The sequence below is a fragment of the Microvirga arvi genome (assembly GCF_016892765.1).
GTDB classification, from domain to species: Bacteria; Pseudomonadota; Alphaproteobacteria; order Rhizobiales; family Beijerinckiaceae; genus Microvirga; species Microvirga arvi.
On sequence record NZ_JAFEMD010000005.1, the window covers coordinates 136,784 to 154,659 of the forward strand.

Consider the following 17,876-nt stretch of genomic DNA (forward strand, 5'->3'; position numbering starts at 1 on the left):
CCTCTCCCTGGTGCATCCTAGCCGAGTGAGCCCGGTCTTCAAGCAGGGCGCCGCCGGGGGGAAGGCTTCTTCATCTGGGAACGGACCACCCGGTAGCCGAGGAGCACGGCCACGATGGCCGCATAGACGAGGGGCTCCGTCGGCCAGGACTTCACGACGAGGATGAAATGAAGCACCGCACCGATGGCTGCCAGATAGACGAGCTTGTGCAGCCTGGCCCAGGCCTGCCCGCCCATGCGCCGGATGGCGGCATTGTTGGAGGTGACAGCCAGAGGCACCAGGATGACGAAGGTCGCCATGCCGATGGTGATGTAGGGCCGCTTGACGATGTCGGCCACGATGGCCGCCATGTCGAGTCCCTGGTCGAGCACGAGATAGGTGGTGAGGTGCAGGGCGGCGTAATAGAAGGAAAGCAGACCGATGGCCCGGCGGTAGCGCAGAAGGTTTACGTTGAAGAGCTGCCGCAGCGGCGTGACCGTCAGCGTCGCGATGAGGAAGCGCAAGGCCCAGAGCCCGAGCGCCTGCTCCAGATAACGCATGGGATCGGCGCCGAGCTGGTCGGTGATGCCGGCATAGAACAGCCACACCGCCGGGATGAAGCCCACGATATAAACCAGGATCTTCGGCACCTGAGGCAGGGCAAAGCCCTTCTTGGCACCCTCGACGGAGACTCGTCCCACCATCAGTAGAACTTCTTCAGGTCCATGCCCGTATAGAGGCTGGCCACCTGCTCGGCATAGCCGTTGAACATCAGCGTCGGGCGGCGCTTCACGAACAACCCGCCCTCGCCGATGCGCCGCTCGGTCGCCTGGCTCCAGCGCGGATGGTCCACACTCGGGTTCACGTTGGCATAGAAGCCGTATTCGTTGGGCGCCTGCTTGTTCCAGGCGGTTGCCGGCTGCTTCTCGACGAAGCTGATGCGGGTGATCGACTTGATGCCCTTGAAACCGTATTTCCACGGCACCACGAGGCGGATCGGCGCTCCGTTCTGGTTCGGCAGGGTCTCGCCGTAGAGCCCGACCGCCAGGATGGCGAGGGGGTTCATGGCCTCGTCCAGGCGCAGGCCCTCCACATAGGGCCACTCGAGCACCGGGAATATGGTGTCCATCCCCGGCATCTCCTCGGGGCGGAAGGCCGTCTCGAAGGCCACGTACTTTGCGCTGCCCAAGGGCTCCACGCGCTTGATGAGATCCGCCAGCGGGAAGCCGACCCAGGGGATGACCATGGACCACCCCTCGACGCAGCGCATGCGATAGATGCGCTCCTCCAACGCCGACGACTTGATCAGATCCTCGATGGCGAACTCGGCGGGCTTGCCCACCATGCCGTCGACCTTGACCGTCCAGGGCGACGTCTTCAGCGACTTGGCCTTGGCGGCCGGATCGTCCTTGCCGGTGCCGAACTCGTAGTAGTTGTTGTAGCTCGTGACGTCCTCGCGGCTCGTCAGCTTCTCGTCGGTCGAGAAGGGGCTCTTGGCCGCCGACAGCGGCGCCGCCTCCAGGCCTCTCGGGAGCGCTGCCGCTAGGGCAAGCCCAGCCGCACCCGCCATCCATTGGCGGCGGTTGAAATAGACCTCCCGGGGCGTGATCTCGGAGGGTAGGATATCGGAAGGGCGGCGGATCAGCACGGCATCACCTCATTTGAACCCATTTTGAATGGGTACACCTGAGAACGCCAGAGGTGCTCTCACGTTTCCGTTACAGACTTTCCTTGGCGGGCCTATCGTGGATCAGCGCCCTATCGCCTGAACAAACTTCTTCGTGATCTCGCGCGGATTGGTGATGGCGGTGCCCACGACGACGGCATGGACCCCGCGACGGAAAGCTTCCGCAACGAGATCCGGCGTCTCGAAGCGTCCCTCGGCGACGATGGGAGTTGGCACTGCAGCGACGAGGGCCGACAGCAGTTCCAGATCGGGCCCCTCCGTCTTGCGGGAGGTCGTCTCCTCCGTATATCCGGACAGCGTCGTCGCGATATAGGTCGCGCCCGCAGCATGGGCCGCCCGCCCCTCCTCCAGCGTGGCGATATCGGCAAAGACCTCTTGGCCGAGTTCGCTGCGGATGCGGCCGATCAGGCGGTCCACACGCTCGCCATCACGGGGGCGAGGTGTGGCATCGAGCCCGATGATGCCGGCGCCGGCGTTCGAGATCTGCGCGGCCTGCGCGAAGCCGGGCGTGATGTAGACCGGGAAGCGGTCGTCCCAGACTTTCGCAATGCCGATGATCGGCAGCGCAGTAACCGCGCGGATGGCGGCTATATCCTCCGCGCCATTGGCACGGATCCCCTTGGCGCCGCCGGCCTCCGCCGCCCTTGCCATGGCGGACATGTAGACCGGTCCATGCAACGGGTTGTCGGCGCGGGCCTGGCAGGAGACGACGAGGGCGCCCTTCGGGATCAGCATGCTACTTCACCGCGCCCGCCGTCATGCCCTGGATGAACTGGCGCGACAGGGCGATGTAGAGGAGCGTGATGGGCGCCGCCGCGATGGTGAGACCGGCAAACAGCATGCCCCAATCGGTGGTGTACTCGCCCATGAAGGTGGTGAGTCCCTGCGGCAGGGTCTTGCGCGCATCGGTCTGAATGAAGACGAGCGGGAAGAAGAAGTCGTTCCAGATCGGCACTGCGTTCTGGATCGCCGCGATGGCCATGGGGGGACGGGCCAGCGGCAGCATCACCGACCACATGATCCGGGGCTCGGACGCGCCGTCGATGCGGGCTGCATCCTCGAGTTCCGACGGCAGCGTGCGCAGGAAGCCCGCCATTATGAAGACGGCGGACGGCAGGCCGATGGCGGTGTAGGTGACGATGAGGCTCCAGCGGCTGTCGAGAAGACCGAGATCCCGCAGCAGGATGAAGAGCGGAATGACCGCGAGCTTCAGGGGGAGCATCAGGCCCGCCAGGAAGAACAGCAGGATGAAGGTGTTCGTGCGCGACTCGTAGCGTGCCACCGCATAGCCAGCCATGGTGCCGAGCACCAGGATCAGCAGGACCGAGGTGCCGGTCACCAGGATCGAGTTGGCAAAGTATGTCGGCATCGCCGTCTCGCCGAGCACCTTGGCGAAATTCCCGACTTGCGTGAAATCGGGCAGCGCGAAGGGATGCTCGAAGATCTCGCCCGTGGTCTTGAAGGCGGAAAGCACCATCACCACGACCGGATAGAGCATGATGAAGGAGTTTGCGATCAGGATGGCCTGGGCGAGGAATGCAAAGGAGATCGGCTGGCGCGAAGCGCGGGTATCGGACGCGATGGCGGTCAAAACTGGATCTCCCGACGGCGCAGCCACAGGGTCAGCATGGACGCGAAGACGACGATGAACAGGAACAGGATCGTAGCGAGAGCCGAGCCCATGCCGAAATTCTGAATGCTGGCGCTCTGGTTGCCGAAGGCCGTGCGGTAGAAGACGAGGCCCAGCACATCCGTGGTGCCGAAGGGCGAACCGTCGAGGCCCACCATCACGTATGGGATCTCGAACCAGTTGAAGGCGCCGATGAAGAGCAGCGTGAAGAGGATGGTGGTGCTCGGCGCCACCAGCGGCCACACGATGTTCTTCAACAGCTGCCATTCGTTGGTGCCGTCGAGCCGCGCGGCCTCGATGATCTCAGGCGGGATACGCTGCATGCCGGCGAGATAGACGAGGGCCGGAAAGCCGACGAAGTGCCAGGCATTGGCGAGGATGAGCGCGCCCAGGGCCGTCGAGGAATCGCCGAGCCAGGGCTTGGCCAAGGAATCGAGACCGAGCGCATAGAGCGCCTGATTGATGATGCCGAAATTCGGGTTGAGGAAAAGCTTCCAGAGGAAGCCCACGATGATCGTCGACAGGACCACCGGCACGAACACCGCTACCCGATGGAAGCGGAAGCCGAAGGGCTCTTTGTAGAGCAGCCACGCCAGAATGAAGCCGCCGCCGTTCTGAATGATCATCAGCGCGATCAGCGCATAGACATTGTGCAGGAAAGCGTTCCACACCACGGGCGCCATGGTGGCGCCGAACAGCACTTCCCTGAAGTTCCTCAAGCCCACGAACTCGCCGCGCGCCAGCCCCTTCCAGTCATAGAAAGCGTACGCGAAGGCCGACAGGATTGGATAGACCACGAACAGCGACATAAACACGATGGGCGGAACGACGAGGAACGCCACCCACAGATGGTGCTTCAAGGGGCGGGTCTGTTGAGGCGAGGCTTGCATGTATTGACCTTGAACGACCCTTGAAAATCATCCCGACCGCCATGGCCGGGCTTGACCCGGCCATCCACGTCTTGAGAAACGCTGCGCCACCAAGACGTGGATCCCCGGGACAAGCCCGGGGATCACGTGGGGTAGTCTTACTTCTGGAACGGCTTGTAGTAGGTCGCGATGCCCTTGTTGATATCGGCTGCGGCCTGCTCCGCAGTCTGCTGGCCGGCGAGCATCTTCTGCACGTTCGACTGCAGCAGCACCGAGCCGCCCGGCTCCTGATAGCGGAAGCGCACGAGCATCAGATAGGACATGGAATTCTCGGCGAGCTTCGCCACATCCTGCGTGATGGCATCCTCGATCTTGATGCCCTTGATCGGCGACAGGTTCTTCAGGGTGTTGGTGAAGGCCGTGCCGTATTCGGGCGTCGCCAGGAAGCGCACGAATTTCAGTGCCGCGTCCTTCTTCTCGCTCTTCGCATTCACCGCATAGCCGCCGTCATAATAGGTGGCGATCAGCGCTTGGTCGCCCGCCTTCAGGATAGGAGCCGGGAAAACGCCGAGATCGAGGGTCGGGTTCTGGTTCTTGAAGTTCGCCACCTCATAGGAGCCGCCCGCGAACATAGCCGCGCGGCCGGCCACGAAGAGCTGCTGCGACGAGGGATAATCGACGCCGGTGAAGTTCGGCGAGAAGTACTGGCTGATGTCCTTCAGCTTGGCGAGAGCGTTGACGAAGCGCGGATCGGTGAAATTCGCCTTGCCGGAGACGATATCGGCTTCGAACTCCTTGCCCAGCATGGACGAGAGCAGGCCGCCAACGATGGTCTCGTTCTGCCAGGCCGTCGCCGTGCCGTTGGCGAAGGGCGTGATGTTCTTGGCCTTCAGCGCTTGGGCCAGCGCCATCATCTCGTCCCAGGTCTTCGGCGGGTTCACGCCATTGTCCTTGAAGATCTTCTTATTGTAGACGACGAGCTGGGCCTGCATGGCGAAGGGCACGGCATAGACCTTGCCGTCGGAGCGCAGGGTTTCGGCTGCGAGCGCTGCTTCTGGAAAGTTCGCCAGTTCCGGCACGTTCTGCTGATCGAGGGCGAGCAGGTAGCCCGGGGTGGCGACCGTCTCCAGGTTGCCATAGGCGCGCACCTGGATCACGTCCGGCCCGCGGCCGGCGGCGAGCGCTGTGGAGAGGATCGTCGCGTAGTTCTCGGGTGCATAGGTCTCGAACTTGACCGTGATGCCGGGATTCTTCTCCTGGAATTTCTTGATCGTATCCTGGTAGAAGGCCTTGTCCTCCTGGCGCCAGCTCCAGAAGGTGAGTTCCGTCTGCGCCATGGCGGCACCGGTCGAGAGCAGGAAGCTGCCGGCGGCAGCGCCCATCAGAATGCGTCGGGTCAGTTTCATTGTCGTTTCCCTCATTGTTGAAGTCCTTGTCCTCCCACCGCAGGTTCTGCCTTTCGAACAGCGCCTGCGGAACTCGTTCAGTCCGATAGCTCGGCTGCCATGACGAGAAAGGTCGCATCGTCGTGAGTTTTAACACGAGGATAAGCGCCTGCCATGAGGTCGCTTCGCTCCCTCTCCCGCAGCTCCTGCATCAGCTCACGCCCTCCTGCCGCAGCGAGCCGGGCATGGAGCTCGCTGTCGGAATAGGCCTCGAATACATCCACCAGCCGCATGAAGCCGTCGGTCGCGAGCACGATGGGCTCGCCCGGCCGCACCAGTGCCTCGAACCGCAGCTCCTGGCCGGCCCACGGCCGCTGCGGATTGACGACCCAATAGCCGTCCGCCCGGTTGAGCCTGTTGCGGTTTTCAAGAATCTGGAGCCTCACGGCTTCGGGAATTCGCCCGGGCTCATGGCCTTGGGCTCCGAGAGCTGCCAGCGTCTTCCGCTCGAAGGGCTTCGCCCGCTCGTCGCTCCACCGGACGATCCCATGCTCCGAAGGCACGAGGGCGATCACGTCGCCCAGGAAACGCCCCTGGAGCTTGAGCTGCCCGCCCTCCCCCGGCGCTGCCTCGACCAGGCCGAGGCACGCGGACGGAGCGTGGTGGTCGCCGACAGCCGGCACATGCGTGGTCTCAGCCTCGAACGCGGATCCGATCTCGGTCTCCAGGCGGCGCAGAACCGCACTTGCGCTCTCCAGGCTGGAAAGAGCAGCCAGCCGGGCATCGATCACCTGCGCAAGCCAGGCTGCATCGCTCCCCCCGGAGGTCAGCTGCTCGTCCGAGAGACCGGTCGCCCCATCGACGATCCATGCGAAGCGGCCCTGAAGGCCAGCCCCGTCCTCATTGACACGGGAGCCTGCCAGGGAGAGGCGGTCGAGAGACCGAAAGCGGGAGGTGGAGACAGTCACGTTCACAGACCAACTGGTCTCATATTGGTCGCTTCATGTCCATACTGGTCTTCAAGGCTGTTCACATCCTTCCGAGCGCCCGGAGGGCATGCACCACGGCGATTTTGATCCAAACCACGGCTTGGGCGTTAGTCCTTCGGATTCATCTGGAGTGGCGAGGGACGAGCCATGGTGACCCTGGAGATAGCCGGCAAGGCCGTTGCCGTAACGAATGCGGACGAGGAGCAGGCCCGCGAACTCTTTCTCAGCGAGAGCTTTAAAGATGACCTGAAGTCGTTTAAGAGCGAGAGCCGCTCCCTCTGGGACGGCTCAGCTGCCTTAACGACACGGCCCGCATCGGAAGACGAGATCGATGCCTTCTATGAGGCCCTGGATGAAGAGGACGAGGTCGACGAAAACGACGAAGACTCTGACGACGACCTCGATATCGACGTCGTGTTCCTGGTGTCCATCGACGAAATAGACGACGCCGCTGCCTCCGGCTGATCATCCTTACCGGAGCCTTTGAGGGCTCCTCTTGAAACGGTTCAGCCCTATTCCCATGCCCTTTCCTAAGTCCAATCCCAGCCTCGAGCGCGCCCTTGCTGATCGCGGCTATCAAGATCCGACCCCCGTCCAGGCCGCCGTGCTGCAGCCGGACGCCCTCGACCGGGATCTCCTTGTCTCGGCCCAGACCGGCTCCGGCAAGACGGTCGCCTATGGCCTCGCCATGGCCTCGACCCTGCTGGGCGATGCCGAGCGCTTCGAGGCCCCCCGGGAGCCCTTGGCCCTGATCATTGCGCCGACCCGCGAGCTCGCTCTCCAGGTCAACCGGGAGCTCATCTGGCTCTATGGCCCTGCCGGTGCCCGGGTCGTCTCCTGCGTCGGCGGCATGGATGTCCGCCGGGAGCAGCGGGCGCTGGCCGATGGCTGCCACATCGTGGTGGGCACCCCGGGCCGCCTGCGCGACCATCTGGAGCGCGGCCGCCTCGATACCTCGAAGATGCGCGTCGTGGTGCTCGACGAGGCCGACGAGATGCTTGATCTCGGCTTCCGCGAGGATCTGGAATTCATTCTCGAGGCAACGCCGGAGGAGCGTCGCACGCTCCTGTTCTCCGCCACCTTGCCGAAGAACATCGTCGCACTGGCGCGGCGGTATCAGCGGGATGCGCACCGCATCGACACCCTGGTTCAGAACCAGCCCCATGGCGATATCGAATACCGGGCGCTCCGATGCGCGCCCAATGAAGTCGAGCATTCGGTCGTGAACGTGCTGCGCTTCTATGAAAGCCGCGGCGCCATGGTCTTCTGCCATACCCGCGAGGCCGTGCGGCACCTTCATGCGAGCCTGGTCGAGCGCGGCTTTTCGGCAGTCGCCCTGTCGGGCGAGCTGAGCCAGAGCGAGCGCAGCCATGCCCTGCAGGCTCTGCGTGATGGCCGTGCGCGGGTCTGTGTTGCCACCGACGTCGCGGCCCGCGGCATCGACCTGCCGGATCTGGGCCTCGTCATCCACTTCGATCTGCCGAACGACCACGAGACGCTCCTGCACCGCAGCGGCCGGACGGGCCGCGCCGGACGCAAGGGCGTGTGCGTCATGCTCGTGCCCTACACCCGCCGGCGCAAGGCCGAGAGGCTGGTGGACATGGCCGGCGTCGACGTCTCCTGGGCAGGCCCGCCTTCTGCTGATGAAATCCGCCTGCGGGACCGGGAGCGCCTGATGCAGGATCCGATCTTCGCAGAGGAAGTCACGGAAGAGGATCTCGTCATGGCGCGGGCGCTCCTCGCGGAGCGTTCGGCCGAGGAGATCGCCAATGCCCTGGTGCGTTTCAATCGTTCGCGCCTGCCCGCACCGGAAGAGATCGTGGATGCCGGCTCGGATCGCGAGCCGCGTCAGCGCAAGGACAAGCGCGAACGGACCGAGGAGCGCAGCCGCGGTCCGAGGGAACGGGGCCGGGATTCGTCCGAGGGCGGGTTCGAGCGCTCGTCGGAGGACATGGTGTGGTTCCGCATGAGCGTCGGGCGCCGCAACAACGCGGATCCCCGTTGGCTGCTGCCGATCATCTGCCGCCTCGGCCATGTGACGAAGAAGGAGATCGGTTCGATCAAGATCTTCGACCGCGAGACGAAGTTCGAGATCGTGAAGTCCCAGGCCTCCAAATTCGCCTCGGCCGTGCGCAAGACCAACGATGAGGATATTCGCATCGAGCCGGCCGAGGCCGGACCCGGCAAGCCACGCGATGCCAAGCCATGGGCTGGATCCAAGGATGGACCCAAGGGCAGCGGGCCGAAGAGCGGCGGTCCCAAGGAGCGGGGTGCCCGTCCTGCGCGAAAGAGCCCGAAGGACGGCGATGGGCCAAAGGATTATAAGCGGCCAAAAGATAAAAAGCGCTTTTCGGACAAGCGCCCTTGATGAAAGACACAAGGCCGGGGCAGGCTTATGCCCCGGCTTGGAAACCGCTTGCCCTATGACTTGCCCGTGGGTGGCATTCGAAGGTGCGAATGGTGTCCCGCTCTTCTGCAGCAAGGGGATGACTAGCCAGGTCAGCTAATTTATATTGCACCGCAATATACATATTGTGCGATGCAACAAAGGCCCCATATGAGGTGTTCTCTTTGAGTCAGCCTTACCCGGAAGGGCCAATCGATTATGCAACGTCTAGGACAAATGATTCAGCAGCTGGCTCGATCCAAGCGCCAGTGGGAAACCGTCATGAAGGCGTCGAAGGCAGCGACGGCCTCATTCGAAAGCCCGGCCATACCGAACCGGCTGACGGAAGTCACCGGGTTTGGCTCCAACCCCGGCAATCTGCGCATGCTGACCTATGTGCCGGAATCTGCTCCCGCTTCCCCGGCTCTCGTGGTTGTCCTTCATGGCTGCACCCAGAGTGCTGCCGGTTACGACCATGGCTCGGGCTGGTCGGCCTTGGCCGACCGCTATGGCTTCATGTTGCTCTATGCGGAGCAGCATGAGGCCAATAATCCCAACCGTTGCTTCAATTGGTTCCAGGTCGGCGATACCGAGCGGAACCGCGGCGAGGCACACTCGATCCGACAGATGGTCGAGCATGCGATCACGCAGCATAACGGAGATCGCAGCCGCGTCTTCGTGACCGGGCTATCCGCCGGCGGAGCGATGACTTCAGCGATGCTCGCAGCCTATCCGGAGGTCTTTGCCAGCGGCGCCATCGTGGCGGGGCTTCCGTACCATTGCGCCACCAGCGTCCCTGAAGCCTTCGAATGCATGTTTCAGGGACAGACCCGATCGGCGCAGGAATGGGGCGACCTCGTCCGCAACGCTTCATCCCATCAGGGGCCATGGCCCAAAGTCTCGGTTTGGCATGGCAGCGCCGACGCCACCGTGAAGCCGATGAACGCAGGGGAGATCATCAAGCAATGGGCGAATGTCCATGGCATCAAGTCTGAGCCTACCTTTAGTGAGACCGTCGACGGCTATCCGCGCCGTGTTTGGACCGATGCCGAGGGCGAAGACGTCATCGAGGAATTTGTCATCACCGGCATGGCCCATGGCACGCCGCTGGCGACAGGCGATGACGAGCATAGCTACGGTACCGCAGGTCCGTTCCTTCTCGATGTGGGCATCTCATCCAGTTATCGAATTGCGCAATTCTGGGGGTTGACCGAGCATGAGGCTGACATCCCGCGGATCCGCACCACACCCGAATCCGTTCGGCACAACCCGCCCACGATCGTCACTGACAACCAGCCTGCGGCAGCATATGAGTGGGCGGCCCGAAACGCCATCCACAAGCCGCGACAGGATGCTCCCGACCCAAGCCCTTCGCATCTGGATGTGGGCTCGGTGATCACGAAAGCCCTCAGGGCGGCAGGCCTCATGAAGTAGGCCGATTGCATCGACGAACACGTGAAGAGCCAGGCATCAGTCGATGTCTGGCTCTTTGCATTCCGACTATGGTTTTTTCTCCTGGCTCAGCAGATCTTCCCGCTTGCGCCTCTCGCCCGTCACGCAATTCATGCTCGGCATGCCTGCCTGCGCCGGAATGATCCGGGGCGCTGCGCCGTCGATCCCCGCAATCTCCCGCATGATCTTCGTTCGGATGACCATGGCGAATTGCTCCGGATCATGCAGGGGCAGGACGAAGGCGCCCATGCCGCCGATGACGCATTCCTTGAAGTACAGATCCAGATCCTCAAGCTCCGTGCTGCCTGAAGCCCGCCTGAACATGATGGGCAGCCCGTTGATGATGACACCATCCGCGACAGCCTCATCCCGGGCGTAGATGACATGGCGGCCGTCATTGTTGGGACCATCGCCGGAGATGTCGATGACACGACGCACCGGAGTGCCGCCCAATTGATCAAACAGGTTGCGGCTGTAGTCGATGATGCCGGAGATCGACGTCATTCCCGCTTGGCGAATGGGCTGATATGAGAGCTGATTGGCGAATGAAATCGCCTGTTCCGCGCCGTCCATGACTGTCCAGGGAACGAGAACCCGCTGATCCTTGACGCCTGACCACTCGACATAGGTCACCGCGATACGACCATGCAGGCCGCTCTCGATGGCCTCGTGCACCAGGGATGATCGGAAGGCTTCGATGAATCCCTCGCGCTGAAGGCCCTGCTCCTCGCCTTCCATGGAGGAGGACACATCGACGGCAATGACGAGCGCGACATCGAGCTGGCGATCGGGATCAGGGAGGCCGGTCGCCAGAACATTGCCGGCTAGAAGAAAAAACACGAGAGTCATCAGGAGCCTGTTCGCCATGACCACCTCCGCGCTCGGATCTGGATCGATCGACCTTGGCCAGGACTGCCGCCAGTCAACGCGCCAGCTGGGCATTTGATGCTCAAGGATGGTCACAAAACGTACCGGTGAAGCTTACTGCGCCTATGGCCGACTTGGTCGGCTGGGAAGGTCCCAGGTCAAAGAGAAGAGACAGTTGCTTGGAAATGGCCTCTCGCGGACCCGAAATGAACGTAACAAAATCCACTCTCTGTACGCAGAGCAGACAGGGCCAGCGGAGTTGAGTAATGTCCAATGACGTTACGCAAGGGGGTAGAAATGAAACCTGACATGGACCTGATCGGCGCGCTCACCAGCTTCTCCGTCGGTACGCTCGACGGCCGCGACGCAATGATGGTGATCGAGCTCGCAACGACGCCCGAGGAGTATGAGCGCGGAATCCGGCGTCAGATGCCCGTTGCCATGACGCCCGAACATGCCCGTGAACTCGGTGAAGCCCTTCTGCTGGCCGCCAAGGCCGCCCAGATGGGCGAGGCGCCGAGCTACGCGATGAACTGATCCATCCAACCCGGATCAGATCGGATGTCCTACCGGCAAGCCCGGTAGGATCCCATATCGAAGTGAAAGTGATCGTGGTGAGCCTCGTTGTAGTCAGGGCTGAGCACGACATCGAAGAAGCGACAAGCCTCATCCCGTAAAGCGCGCAGGAACGCCGACCGGTGTGCAACGTCCCCGGTCCATTCGTTCTTCACCGTAATCTGTTGTCCGTCTGCGAGAACGAAGCCTGCGATGTCGATGGCATTGGCGGTGGCATGCTCGCTGCGCCGTCCGCCCGCGCGATGATTGATATTCCGACAGGCGTAAGTGCCGAGGTGGATGACCCGGACGACATCCTGTCTGAAATGCTGTCGCGCGGCTGGTAACAAGGCATGCTTCTCGAACAGGGCCCAGGCCACGGCCAGCGGGCATGTCGCCGTGAAGCTCCGGCTCAATCCAATGGAAGAGCGGGATACTTCCACCGCGTCCGACAGACCGCATCCCTCCTCGGATAGCCGGTCAGGCACAGGTCTGTGCGACACAGGGGTTTCCGCCAGCACAGCCCGACATTGCCGCCCATCCCGCTCAAGTCGCGAGAGCTTGAAGCGGGTCAGCCAGTTGACGTCATCGGCGATGCGCAAATGCGCAAAGGGATTGAACCGGCCGGGAATTGTGACGGCTCCGCTCCAGAGCAATCCGGCAACGACCATCAGCCCGAGCAGAAGGACAATCGCCAACCGGCCAAGAAGGACGGGCACGATTCTGGAGCGGTGTTGCTGCTGAGGCTGATCGTCGTGCACCCTGTTGATCTAGGGCTCTCCTGCTCCTGGACCATCTGGACGCCTGCTTGTGCGGAAACCCGTCTTGGAGATTTCCTCGCCGGTCATCCAAGAGGGCTCCGGCATCACGAGGAACGGAGCACCCCAACGGACAAATCGCGATATCTCCCCTGCGGGTTGAAGCGGTCAAAAAAAAGCAAGGCAGTTCCCTGCCTTGCTTTTCATGAACACCTTTGTCGGCCGCTGAAGGAGCCTGCTCCTTCAGCCCCTCCGGTCGCTCAGATCGATTCCTTGAGCTCCTTGGCGGCGCGGAAGGCGATCTTCTTTGAAGCTTTGATCTTCACCGGCTCGCCGGTCTGAGGATTGCGTCCCATGCGGGCGGCGCGCTTGCGTACCTGCAGGATGCCGAGACCGCTGAGGCGAATCTTGTCGCCCTTCTTCAGGCTCTTGGCGATCATCTCGACCACCTGGTTCAGCATCTCGTTGGCCTGGCGCTTGGGAACCTCGTGCATCTCGGAGAGGCGGTCGGCAATGTTGCGCAGCGTCAGGATCGGCGATGCCGACGCGGCGGAAGCCTTCGCGGTCTTCTTCACAGAAGCCTTCGCCGAAGTCTTGCTGGCAGCAGCCTTCTTGGCAGTCTTAGCAGGTGCCTTTGCAGCCTTCGACGTTGCCTTTGCTGCAGCCTTGGGCGCCGCAGCCTTCTTGGCCGGGGCCTTCTTGGAGGAAACCTTGGTTGCAGTCTTGGCCATCAGGAACTCCTTCTTTTAAACCATGAATGCATAGACAGCATTTCCTCCTTAGCGTGTTCGTCAAAGATTTAAAGTGGTAAAGTCAGTTATACGCACAATAGTCAGGGATACTTGCCCGTTTCTCGTCAACCTGGGCCTCAATGCTGCCTCGTTGACGCGCCGTCTTCTGTATTGCCTACGGGTCCTTGGACGGTGGGCCAAGCCCGAAGCCAAGCACTGATCAAGCGAATCAGTATCAGACCAGCTTGCGAAGGGAACTGGCGATCGATGCGGAATGGATCATGCCTTCAGGCAGCGAGAGCCAAGGTATTGAAGGGCAATCTGTTGTGATTTTTCCCGGCTGAATAGGCGTATGCATGCCATATTCAGATCGACAAACAGGACCAGCTCGCCATATTCCCTTGCAGGATCGGTAACGCCACGGTGAAAGCATGACACGGGTCGCCTGCATTGGAGAATGCATGATCGAGCTTCGGGAGGAGGCCGACGGCAGGCTGTCCCGAAGCTTTGGCGGCGATACCCTCAACACGGCCGTCTATCTTGCCCGGCTCGGCACCCGGGTTGATTACATCACAGCCCTTGGCGACGACAGCTGGAGCGATGAGCTGATCGCCGCCTGGGACGCGGAGGGTGTCGGCACGGATCGTGTCCTGCGCCTGCCTGGCCGGCTGCCCGGCCTGTACATCATTCAGACCGATCCCAAAGGCGAGCGCCGGTTTTCCTATTGGCGCGAGACCGCAGCCGCTCGCCTGCTGTTCAAAGCTCCTGAAGCTCAGCCCATCATCGAGTCTCTCGCCACTTATGATCTGATCTATCTCTCCGGTATCTCCTTGTCCCTCTACGGGGACGAAGGACGCGCTCGCCTTTTTTCCGTGCTGCGCGACGCGCGCTCTGCCGGCAAGCGCGTGGCCTTCGATACGAACTTCCGCCCACGGGGATGGCCCGACCAGACAGTCGCTCGAACGGCCTTCCGGCAGGCCTTCGAATGCGCCGACATCATTCTCGCATCCACAGAAGACCTTGACCTCCTGTTCGGAGGCACCGGTGTCGACGCGTTGCTTGCGTTCTCCGACCGGGCCGAGATCGTTCTCAAGCATCCCGACCTGACCTGCCGCGTGCTGTCGAAGGGCAAGGAGATCCTCGTGCCAAGCAAACCTGCGGAGGATGTGGTCGACACCACCGCTGCCGGCGACAGCTTCGCGGCCGCCTATCTGAATGCGCGCCTGTCGGGGAAGAGCCCCGAGGCCGCAGCGCAATCGGGGCATCGCCTTGCAGGTCAGGTGGTGCGCCACCGCGGCGCGATCATCCGGCGTGACGCCATGCCCAACCCATAAGCTGCCCTCCATGGATGCATTGCTCAAGGAGTTCCTCGGATGACCCAAGATCTGTCAGCTCTCGCAGCTTCCCGGGACAGGAAGCTTGCCAGCCTTCTCGCCGTGGGCCCTGTCGTTCCGGTCATCACCCTCGAGCGGGTCGAAGATGCGGCTCCCCTCGCACGCGCGCTTGTGGCGGGCGGACTGCGCCTGCTGGAGATCACCCTGCGCACGCCGGCGGCGGCTGATGCTGCAGCGGCGATCATCCGCGAGGTGCCGGAGGCCATCGTCGGCATCGGCACCGTTCTGACGCCGAAAGATCTGGAGCGCGCTCAGGCGCTCGGTGCGCGATATGCCTTGAGCCCCGGCGCCACGCCGGAGTTGCTCGATGCGGCGTCCCGAAGCGAGATGCCGTTCATCCCGGGCATCGCCACGGCTTCCGAGCTGATGGCGGCGCTGGCCCGCGGCTTCCAGACCGTCAAATTCTTCCCCGCCGTTGCGGCAGGAGGCATTCCGGCCCTGAAGGCTCTCGCCGGCCCCTTTCCGCAGGCGCGCTTCTGTCCGACAGGCGGCATCGACGAGAAGAACGCCAAGGACTGGCTTGCGCTTCCCAACGTCGTGGCGGTCGGCGGCTCCTGGGTTTGCCAGACATCCGACATCCGCGCACAGGCGTGGGATGAGATCACGGCGAAGGCCCAAAAGGCAGTGACCTCAGTGACGGCCTGAGCATCCACCTCACATTTGGTAGGGTTGTCAGGCTCCTCCCCCGTGGCGATACTTGTAGCCCAAGGGGAGGAACCGACGTGGCCTCTGGCATCTATGACACCCATCTCGACAAGAACCCGGCGAACTATCAGCCGCTGACGCCTCTCACCTTCCTGGAGCGAGCGGGCAGCGTGCATCCGGATCGGATCGCCATCATCCATGGCCCTCTGAAGCGCAGCTATCGCGACTTCTACGCCCGCTCTCGACGCCTGGCCTCGGCCCTGGCTCAGCGCGGCATCGGGCGCGGCGACACGGTTTCAGTGATGCTGCCGAACACGCCGGCCATGCTCGAATGCCACTATGGCGTGCCCATGACCGGCGCCGTGCTCAACACCCTCAATACGCGCCTCGATGCGAAGGTCATCGCCTTCTCGCTGGAGCACAGCGAGGCCAAGGTTCTGATCACGGACCGGGAATTCTCCGCCACCGTCAAGGCGGCCCTTGAACTGAGCTCGGTCAAGCCGTTCATCATCGACTACGACGATCCCGAGTTCACAGGTCCGGGCGAGCGCCTCGGCACCCTGGAATATGAGGAGTTCCTTAATCAGGGCGACCCGGATTTCGCATGGAACCCGCCCCGGGACGAGTGGGACGCCATCACCCTCAATTACACCTCCGGCACCACCGGCGATCCGAAGGGTGTCGTCTATCACCATCGCGGCGCCTATCTGCTCGCCATGGGCAACATCATCACCGGTGGCATGGGCCAGCACCCGGTCTATCTGTGGACCCTGCCGATGTTTCATTGCAACGGCTGGTGCTTCCCCTGGTCGCTCTCCATCGTGGCCGGCACCCATGTGTGCCTGCGCGCCGTGCGCGCCAAGCCCATGTACGATGCGCTGGCCGACCACGGGGTGACGCATCTGTGCGGCGCGCCCATCGTCATGTCGACGCTGCTCAATGCCCCTGCCGCCGAGCAGCGCCCGCTGCCCCATACGGTAAAGTTCATGACGGCAGCGGCGCCACCGCCGGAGGCCGTGCTCGCAGCGATGAAGGCCGCAGGCTTCGATGTGACCCATCTCTACGGCCTGACTGAGGTCTACGGCCCCGCCGTCGTCAACGAGTGGCATCAGGACTGGGATCAACTCAACGCGGGCGAGTATGCGGCGAGGAAGGCTCGGCAGGGTGTGCGCTATCCGGTGCTGGAAGCGCTCGACGTGCTCGATCCGGAGACCATGCAGCCCGTACCCGCGGACGGCCAGACCCTCGGCGAGGTCATGTTCCGCGGCAACGTGGTGATGAAAGGCTATCTCAAAAACCCCACCGGCACCGCCAAGGCCTTCGAGGGCGGCTGGTTCCATTCCGGCGACCTCGGCGTGAAATATCCCGACGGCTATGTACAGCTGAAGGACCGCTCCAAGGACATCATCATCTCGGGCGGCGAGAACATCTCCTCCATCGAAGTGGAGGATGCGCTCTACAAGCACCCGGCCGTTCAGGCCGCCGCCGTCGTGGCCATGCCGGACGAGAAATGGGGCGAGACGCCCTGCGCCTTCGTCGAGCTTAAGCCCGACCAATCCGTATCGGCCGATGACCTCATCGCCTGGTGCAGGCAGAACCTCGCGTCCTACAAATGCCCTCGGACATTGATCTTCACGGAACTGCCCAAGACCTCCACGGGCAAGATCCAGAAGTTCCAGCTCAGGGAGATGGCGCGGGCCTACAAGGCCGCAAGCTGAAGACGGAGCGCTAGCGCCCCTTCCACACCGGCTTGCGCTTCTCGATGAAGGCGTCGATACCCTCCGCTGCATCCTCTGCCATCATGTTGCAGGCCATGACGTTGCCTGCATAGGCATAGGCCTCCTCCAGGCTCATGGAGCGCTGGCGGCCGAACATGGCTTTGCCCGTGCGGATGGCCACCGGGCTCTTGGCGCAGATGCTTGCGGTCAGCGCGTCGACGGCCTCATTGAGCCCGGCATCCGGCGCCACGCGGCTGACGAGCCCGAAGGACAGGGCCTCGGCGGACGAGATGAAGCGGCCCGTCACCAGCATGTCGAAGGCCTGCTTGGGCGAGACGTTGCGCGAGAGCGCCACCGCCGGCGTCGAGCAGAACAAGCCCACATTGATGCCCGAGACCGCAAAGGTCGCGCTCTCGGCGGCAACGGCCAGATCGCAGGAGGCCACCAGCTGGCAGCCTGCGGCGGTCGCCATCCCATGCACGCGGGCGATGACCGGGACAGGCAGGTTCACGATGGCCTGCATGACCCGGCTGCATTGGGCGAACAGGGCATCGTAGTAATCCTGGCGCGGATTGGCGCGCATCTGCTTGAGGTCGTGGCCGGCGCAGAAGGCCTTGCCCGATGCGGCGATGACGACGCACCGCACCGCCTCGTCTGCCGCGATGTCATCGAGCGCCGCCTGCAGCGCACCCAGCATCGCGTCGGACAGGGCGTTGAACTGGCCCGGACGGTTGAGGGTGAGAGTCACCACGCCATCCCGCTCCTCCCGCAGCAGAATGGTCTCGTCGGACAAAGCCTGCTGGGCGCTCATGGATGCTCTCCTTCATATCA

At 62.9% G+C, this 17,876-nt stretch carries 18 protein-coding genes; 7 read left to right on the top strand and 11 right to left on the bottom strand.

Translation table 11 applies throughout. The annotated features are described in order from the left end of the window. Nucleotides 1-38 precede the first annotated feature (38 nt). The 7 genes from msrQ to ILT44_RS04975 form a co-directional block, all read right to left on the bottom strand. Nucleotides 39-683: a protein-methionine-sulfoxide reductase heme-binding subunit MsrQ gene (gene msrQ / locus ILT44_RS04945; RefSeq protein WP_204238460.1), complete on the bottom strand. Its 645-nt coding sequence runs from the start codon at nucleotides 681-683 to the stop codon at nucleotides 39-41. Beyond that, the gene (gene msrP / locus ILT44_RS04950) at nucleotides 683-1,627 is read right to left on the bottom strand and encodes a protein-methionine-sulfoxide reductase catalytic subunit MsrP (RefSeq protein ID WP_204238461.1); all 945 of its coding nucleotides are present in this window, start codon (nucleotides 1,625-1,627) and stop codon (nucleotides 683-685) included. Before msrP ends, msrQ begins: the two co-directional genes overlap by 1 nt. Nucleotides 1,628-1,729: 102 nt before the next feature. Beyond that, nucleotides 1,730-2,401, bottom strand: coding sequence for an N-acetylmannosamine-6-phosphate 2-epimerase (locus tag ILT44_RS04955; protein ID WP_204238462.1), 672 nt, complete (start codon nucleotides 2,399-2,401; stop codon nucleotides 1,730-1,732). Nucleotide 2,402: 1 nt separating this feature from the next. After that, nucleotides 2,403-3,257 carry a carbohydrate ABC transporter permease gene (locus ILT44_RS04960; RefSeq protein WP_204238463.1) on the bottom strand — a complete coding sequence of 285 codons (855 nt, stop codon included), beginning with the start codon at nucleotides 3,255-3,257 and terminating at the stop codon, nucleotides 2,403-2,405. Beyond that, nucleotides 3,254-4,156 (bottom strand): carbohydrate ABC transporter permease, encoded by a 903-nt coding sequence (locus ILT44_RS04965; protein WP_204238464.1) that lies wholly within the window; start codon nucleotides 4,154-4,156, stop codon nucleotides 3,254-3,256. The genes ILT44_RS04960 and ILT44_RS04965 overlap by 4 nt, the downstream gene beginning before the upstream one ends. A gap of 167 nt (nucleotides 4,157-4,323) precedes the next feature. Continuing rightward, nucleotides 4,324-5,571, bottom strand: a complete 1,248-nt coding sequence (locus ILT44_RS04970; protein WP_204238465.1) for an extracellular solute-binding protein — start codon at nucleotides 5,569-5,571, stop codon at nucleotides 4,324-4,326. Nucleotides 5,572-5,648: 77 nt separating this feature from the next. After that, nucleotides 5,649-6,524: a hypothetical protein gene (locus ILT44_RS04975; RefSeq protein ID WP_204238466.1), complete on the bottom strand. Its 876-nt coding sequence runs from the start codon at nucleotides 6,522-6,524 to the stop codon at nucleotides 5,649-5,651. A 162-nt stretch (nucleotides 6,525-6,686) separates the two neighbouring features. Between ILT44_RS04975 and ILT44_RS04980 the strand changes: the two genes are divergently transcribed. The 3 genes from ILT44_RS04980 to ILT44_RS04990 all read left to right on the top strand — a co-directional run bounded on the left by ILT44_RS04980 (nucleotide 6,687) and on the right by ILT44_RS04990 (nucleotide 10,359). Next, complete coding sequence (locus ILT44_RS04980) at nucleotides 6,687-7,004, top strand: hypothetical protein (RefSeq protein ID WP_204238467.1); 318 nt, start codon at nucleotides 6,687-6,689, stop codon at nucleotides 7,002-7,004. Between the two features lie 55 nt (nucleotides 7,005-7,059). Then, entirely contained in the window at nucleotides 7,060-8,907 is a 1,848-nt protein-coding gene (locus ILT44_RS04985) for a DEAD/DEAH box helicase (protein WP_204238468.1), read from the top strand. Between the two features lie 237 nt (nucleotides 8,908-9,144). Further along, entirely contained in the window at nucleotides 9,145-10,359 is a 1,215-nt protein-coding gene (locus ILT44_RS04990) for an extracellular catalytic domain type 1 short-chain-length polyhydroxyalkanoate depolymerase (RefSeq protein ID WP_372441132.1), read from the top strand. A 66-nt stretch (nucleotides 10,360-10,425) separates the two neighbouring features. Here ILT44_RS04990 and ILT44_RS04995 read toward each other — a convergent pair whose 3' ends face one another. Further along, complete coding sequence (locus ILT44_RS04995) at nucleotides 10,426-11,244, bottom strand: DUF1194 domain-containing protein (protein WP_204238470.1); 819 nt, start codon at nucleotides 11,242-11,244, stop codon at nucleotides 10,426-10,428. A 297-nt stretch (nucleotides 11,245-11,541) separates the two neighbouring features. Between ILT44_RS04995 and ILT44_RS05000 the strand changes: the two genes are divergently transcribed. Beyond that, nucleotides 11,542-11,781: a hypothetical protein gene (locus ILT44_RS05000; protein WP_161723532.1), complete on the top strand. Its 240-nt coding sequence runs from the start codon at nucleotides 11,542-11,544 to the stop codon at nucleotides 11,779-11,781. 29 nt (nucleotides 11,782-11,810) lie between these two features. Here the strand turns inward: ILT44_RS05000 and ILT44_RS05005 are convergent, their stop codons facing one another. Together ILT44_RS05005 and ILT44_RS30700 are read right to left on the bottom strand one after the other, a co-directional pair. Next, nucleotides 11,811-12,518 (bottom strand): extensin-like domain-containing protein, encoded by a 708-nt coding sequence (locus ILT44_RS05005; RefSeq protein ID WP_204238471.1) that lies wholly within the window; start codon nucleotides 12,516-12,518, stop codon nucleotides 11,811-11,813. Nucleotides 12,519-12,817: 299 nt separating this feature from the next. Beyond that, nucleotides 12,818-13,288: an HU family DNA-binding protein gene (locus tag ILT44_RS30700; protein WP_204238472.1), complete on the bottom strand. Its 471-nt coding sequence runs from the start codon at nucleotides 13,286-13,288 to the stop codon at nucleotides 12,818-12,820. A 431-nt stretch (nucleotides 13,289-13,719) separates the two neighbouring features. Here ILT44_RS30700 and ILT44_RS05015 point away from each other — a divergent pair, with 431 nt between their 5' ends. From ILT44_RS05015 to ILT44_RS05025, 3 genes are all read left to right on the top strand, one after another. Continuing rightward, nucleotides 13,720-14,622, top strand: a complete 903-nt coding sequence (locus ILT44_RS05015) for a sugar kinase (RefSeq protein ID WP_204238473.1) — start codon at nucleotides 13,720-13,722, stop codon at nucleotides 14,620-14,622. A 39-nt stretch (nucleotides 14,623-14,661) separates the two neighbouring features. After that, nucleotides 14,662-15,327 (top strand): bifunctional 4-hydroxy-2-oxoglutarate aldolase/2-dehydro-3-deoxy-phosphogluconate aldolase, encoded by a 666-nt coding sequence (gene eda, locus ILT44_RS05020; RefSeq protein WP_204238474.1) that lies wholly within the window; start codon nucleotides 14,662-14,664, stop codon nucleotides 15,325-15,327. Nucleotides 15,328-15,404: 77 nt separating this feature from the next. Continuing rightward, nucleotides 15,405-17,045: an acyl-CoA synthetase gene (locus ILT44_RS05025; protein WP_204238475.1), complete on the top strand. Its 1,641-nt coding sequence runs from the start codon at nucleotides 15,405-15,407 to the stop codon at nucleotides 17,043-17,045. 10 nt (nucleotides 17,046-17,055) lie between these two features. Here ILT44_RS05025 and ILT44_RS05030 read toward each other — a convergent pair whose 3' ends face one another. Beyond that, complete coding sequence (locus ILT44_RS05030; protein ID WP_204238476.1) at nucleotides 17,056-17,856, bottom strand: enoyl-CoA hydratase; 801 nt, start codon at nucleotides 17,854-17,856, stop codon at nucleotides 17,056-17,058. Nucleotides 17,857-17,876: the final 20 nt, after the last annotated feature.

Coding starts and splice junctions, on each gene's coding strand:
- ILT44_RS04955 (WP_204238462.1), bottom strand. CDS start 2,401: ATGCTGATCCCGAAGGGCGCCCTCGTCGTCTCCTGCCAGGCCCGCGCC.
- ILT44_RS05000 (WP_161723532.1), top strand. CDS start 11,542: ATGAAACCTGACATGGACCTGATCGGCGCGCTCACCAGCTTCTCCGTC.
- ILT44_RS04970 (WP_204238465.1), bottom strand. CDS start 5,571: ATGAAACTGACCCGACGCATTCTGATGGGCGCTGCCGCCGGCAGCTTC.
- ILT44_RS30700 (WP_204238472.1), bottom strand. CDS start 13,288: ATGGCCAAGACTGCAACCAAGGTTTCCTCCAAGAAGGCCCCGGCCAAG.
- ILT44_RS05015 (WP_204238473.1), top strand. CDS start 13,720: ATGACACGGGTCGCCTGCATTGGAGAATGCATGATCGAGCTTCGGGAG.
- ILT44_RS04985 (WP_204238468.1), top strand. CDS start 7,060: ATGCCCTTTCCTAAGTCCAATCCCAGCCTCGAGCGCGCCCTTGCTGAT.
- ILT44_RS04995 (WP_204238470.1), bottom strand. CDS start 11,244: ATGGCGAACAGGCTCCTGATGACTCTCGTGTTTTTTCTTCTAGCCGGC.
- msrQ (WP_204238460.1), bottom strand. CDS start 683: ATGGTGGGACGAGTCTCCGTCGAGGGTGCCAAGAAGGGCTTTGCCCTG.
- ILT44_RS05030 (WP_204238476.1), bottom strand. CDS start 17,856: ATGAGCGCCCAGCAGGCTTTGTCCGACGAGACCATTCTGCTGCGGGAG.
- ILT44_RS04980 (WP_204238467.1), top strand. CDS start 6,687: ATGGTGACCCTGGAGATAGCCGGCAAGGCCGTTGCCGTAACGAATGCG.
- eda (WP_204238474.1), top strand. CDS start 14,662: ATGACCCAAGATCTGTCAGCTCTCGCAGCTTCCCGGGACAGGAAGCTT.
- ILT44_RS04990 (WP_372441132.1), top strand. CDS start 9,145: ATGCAACGTCTAGGACAAATGATTCAGCAGCTGGCTCGATCCAAGCGC.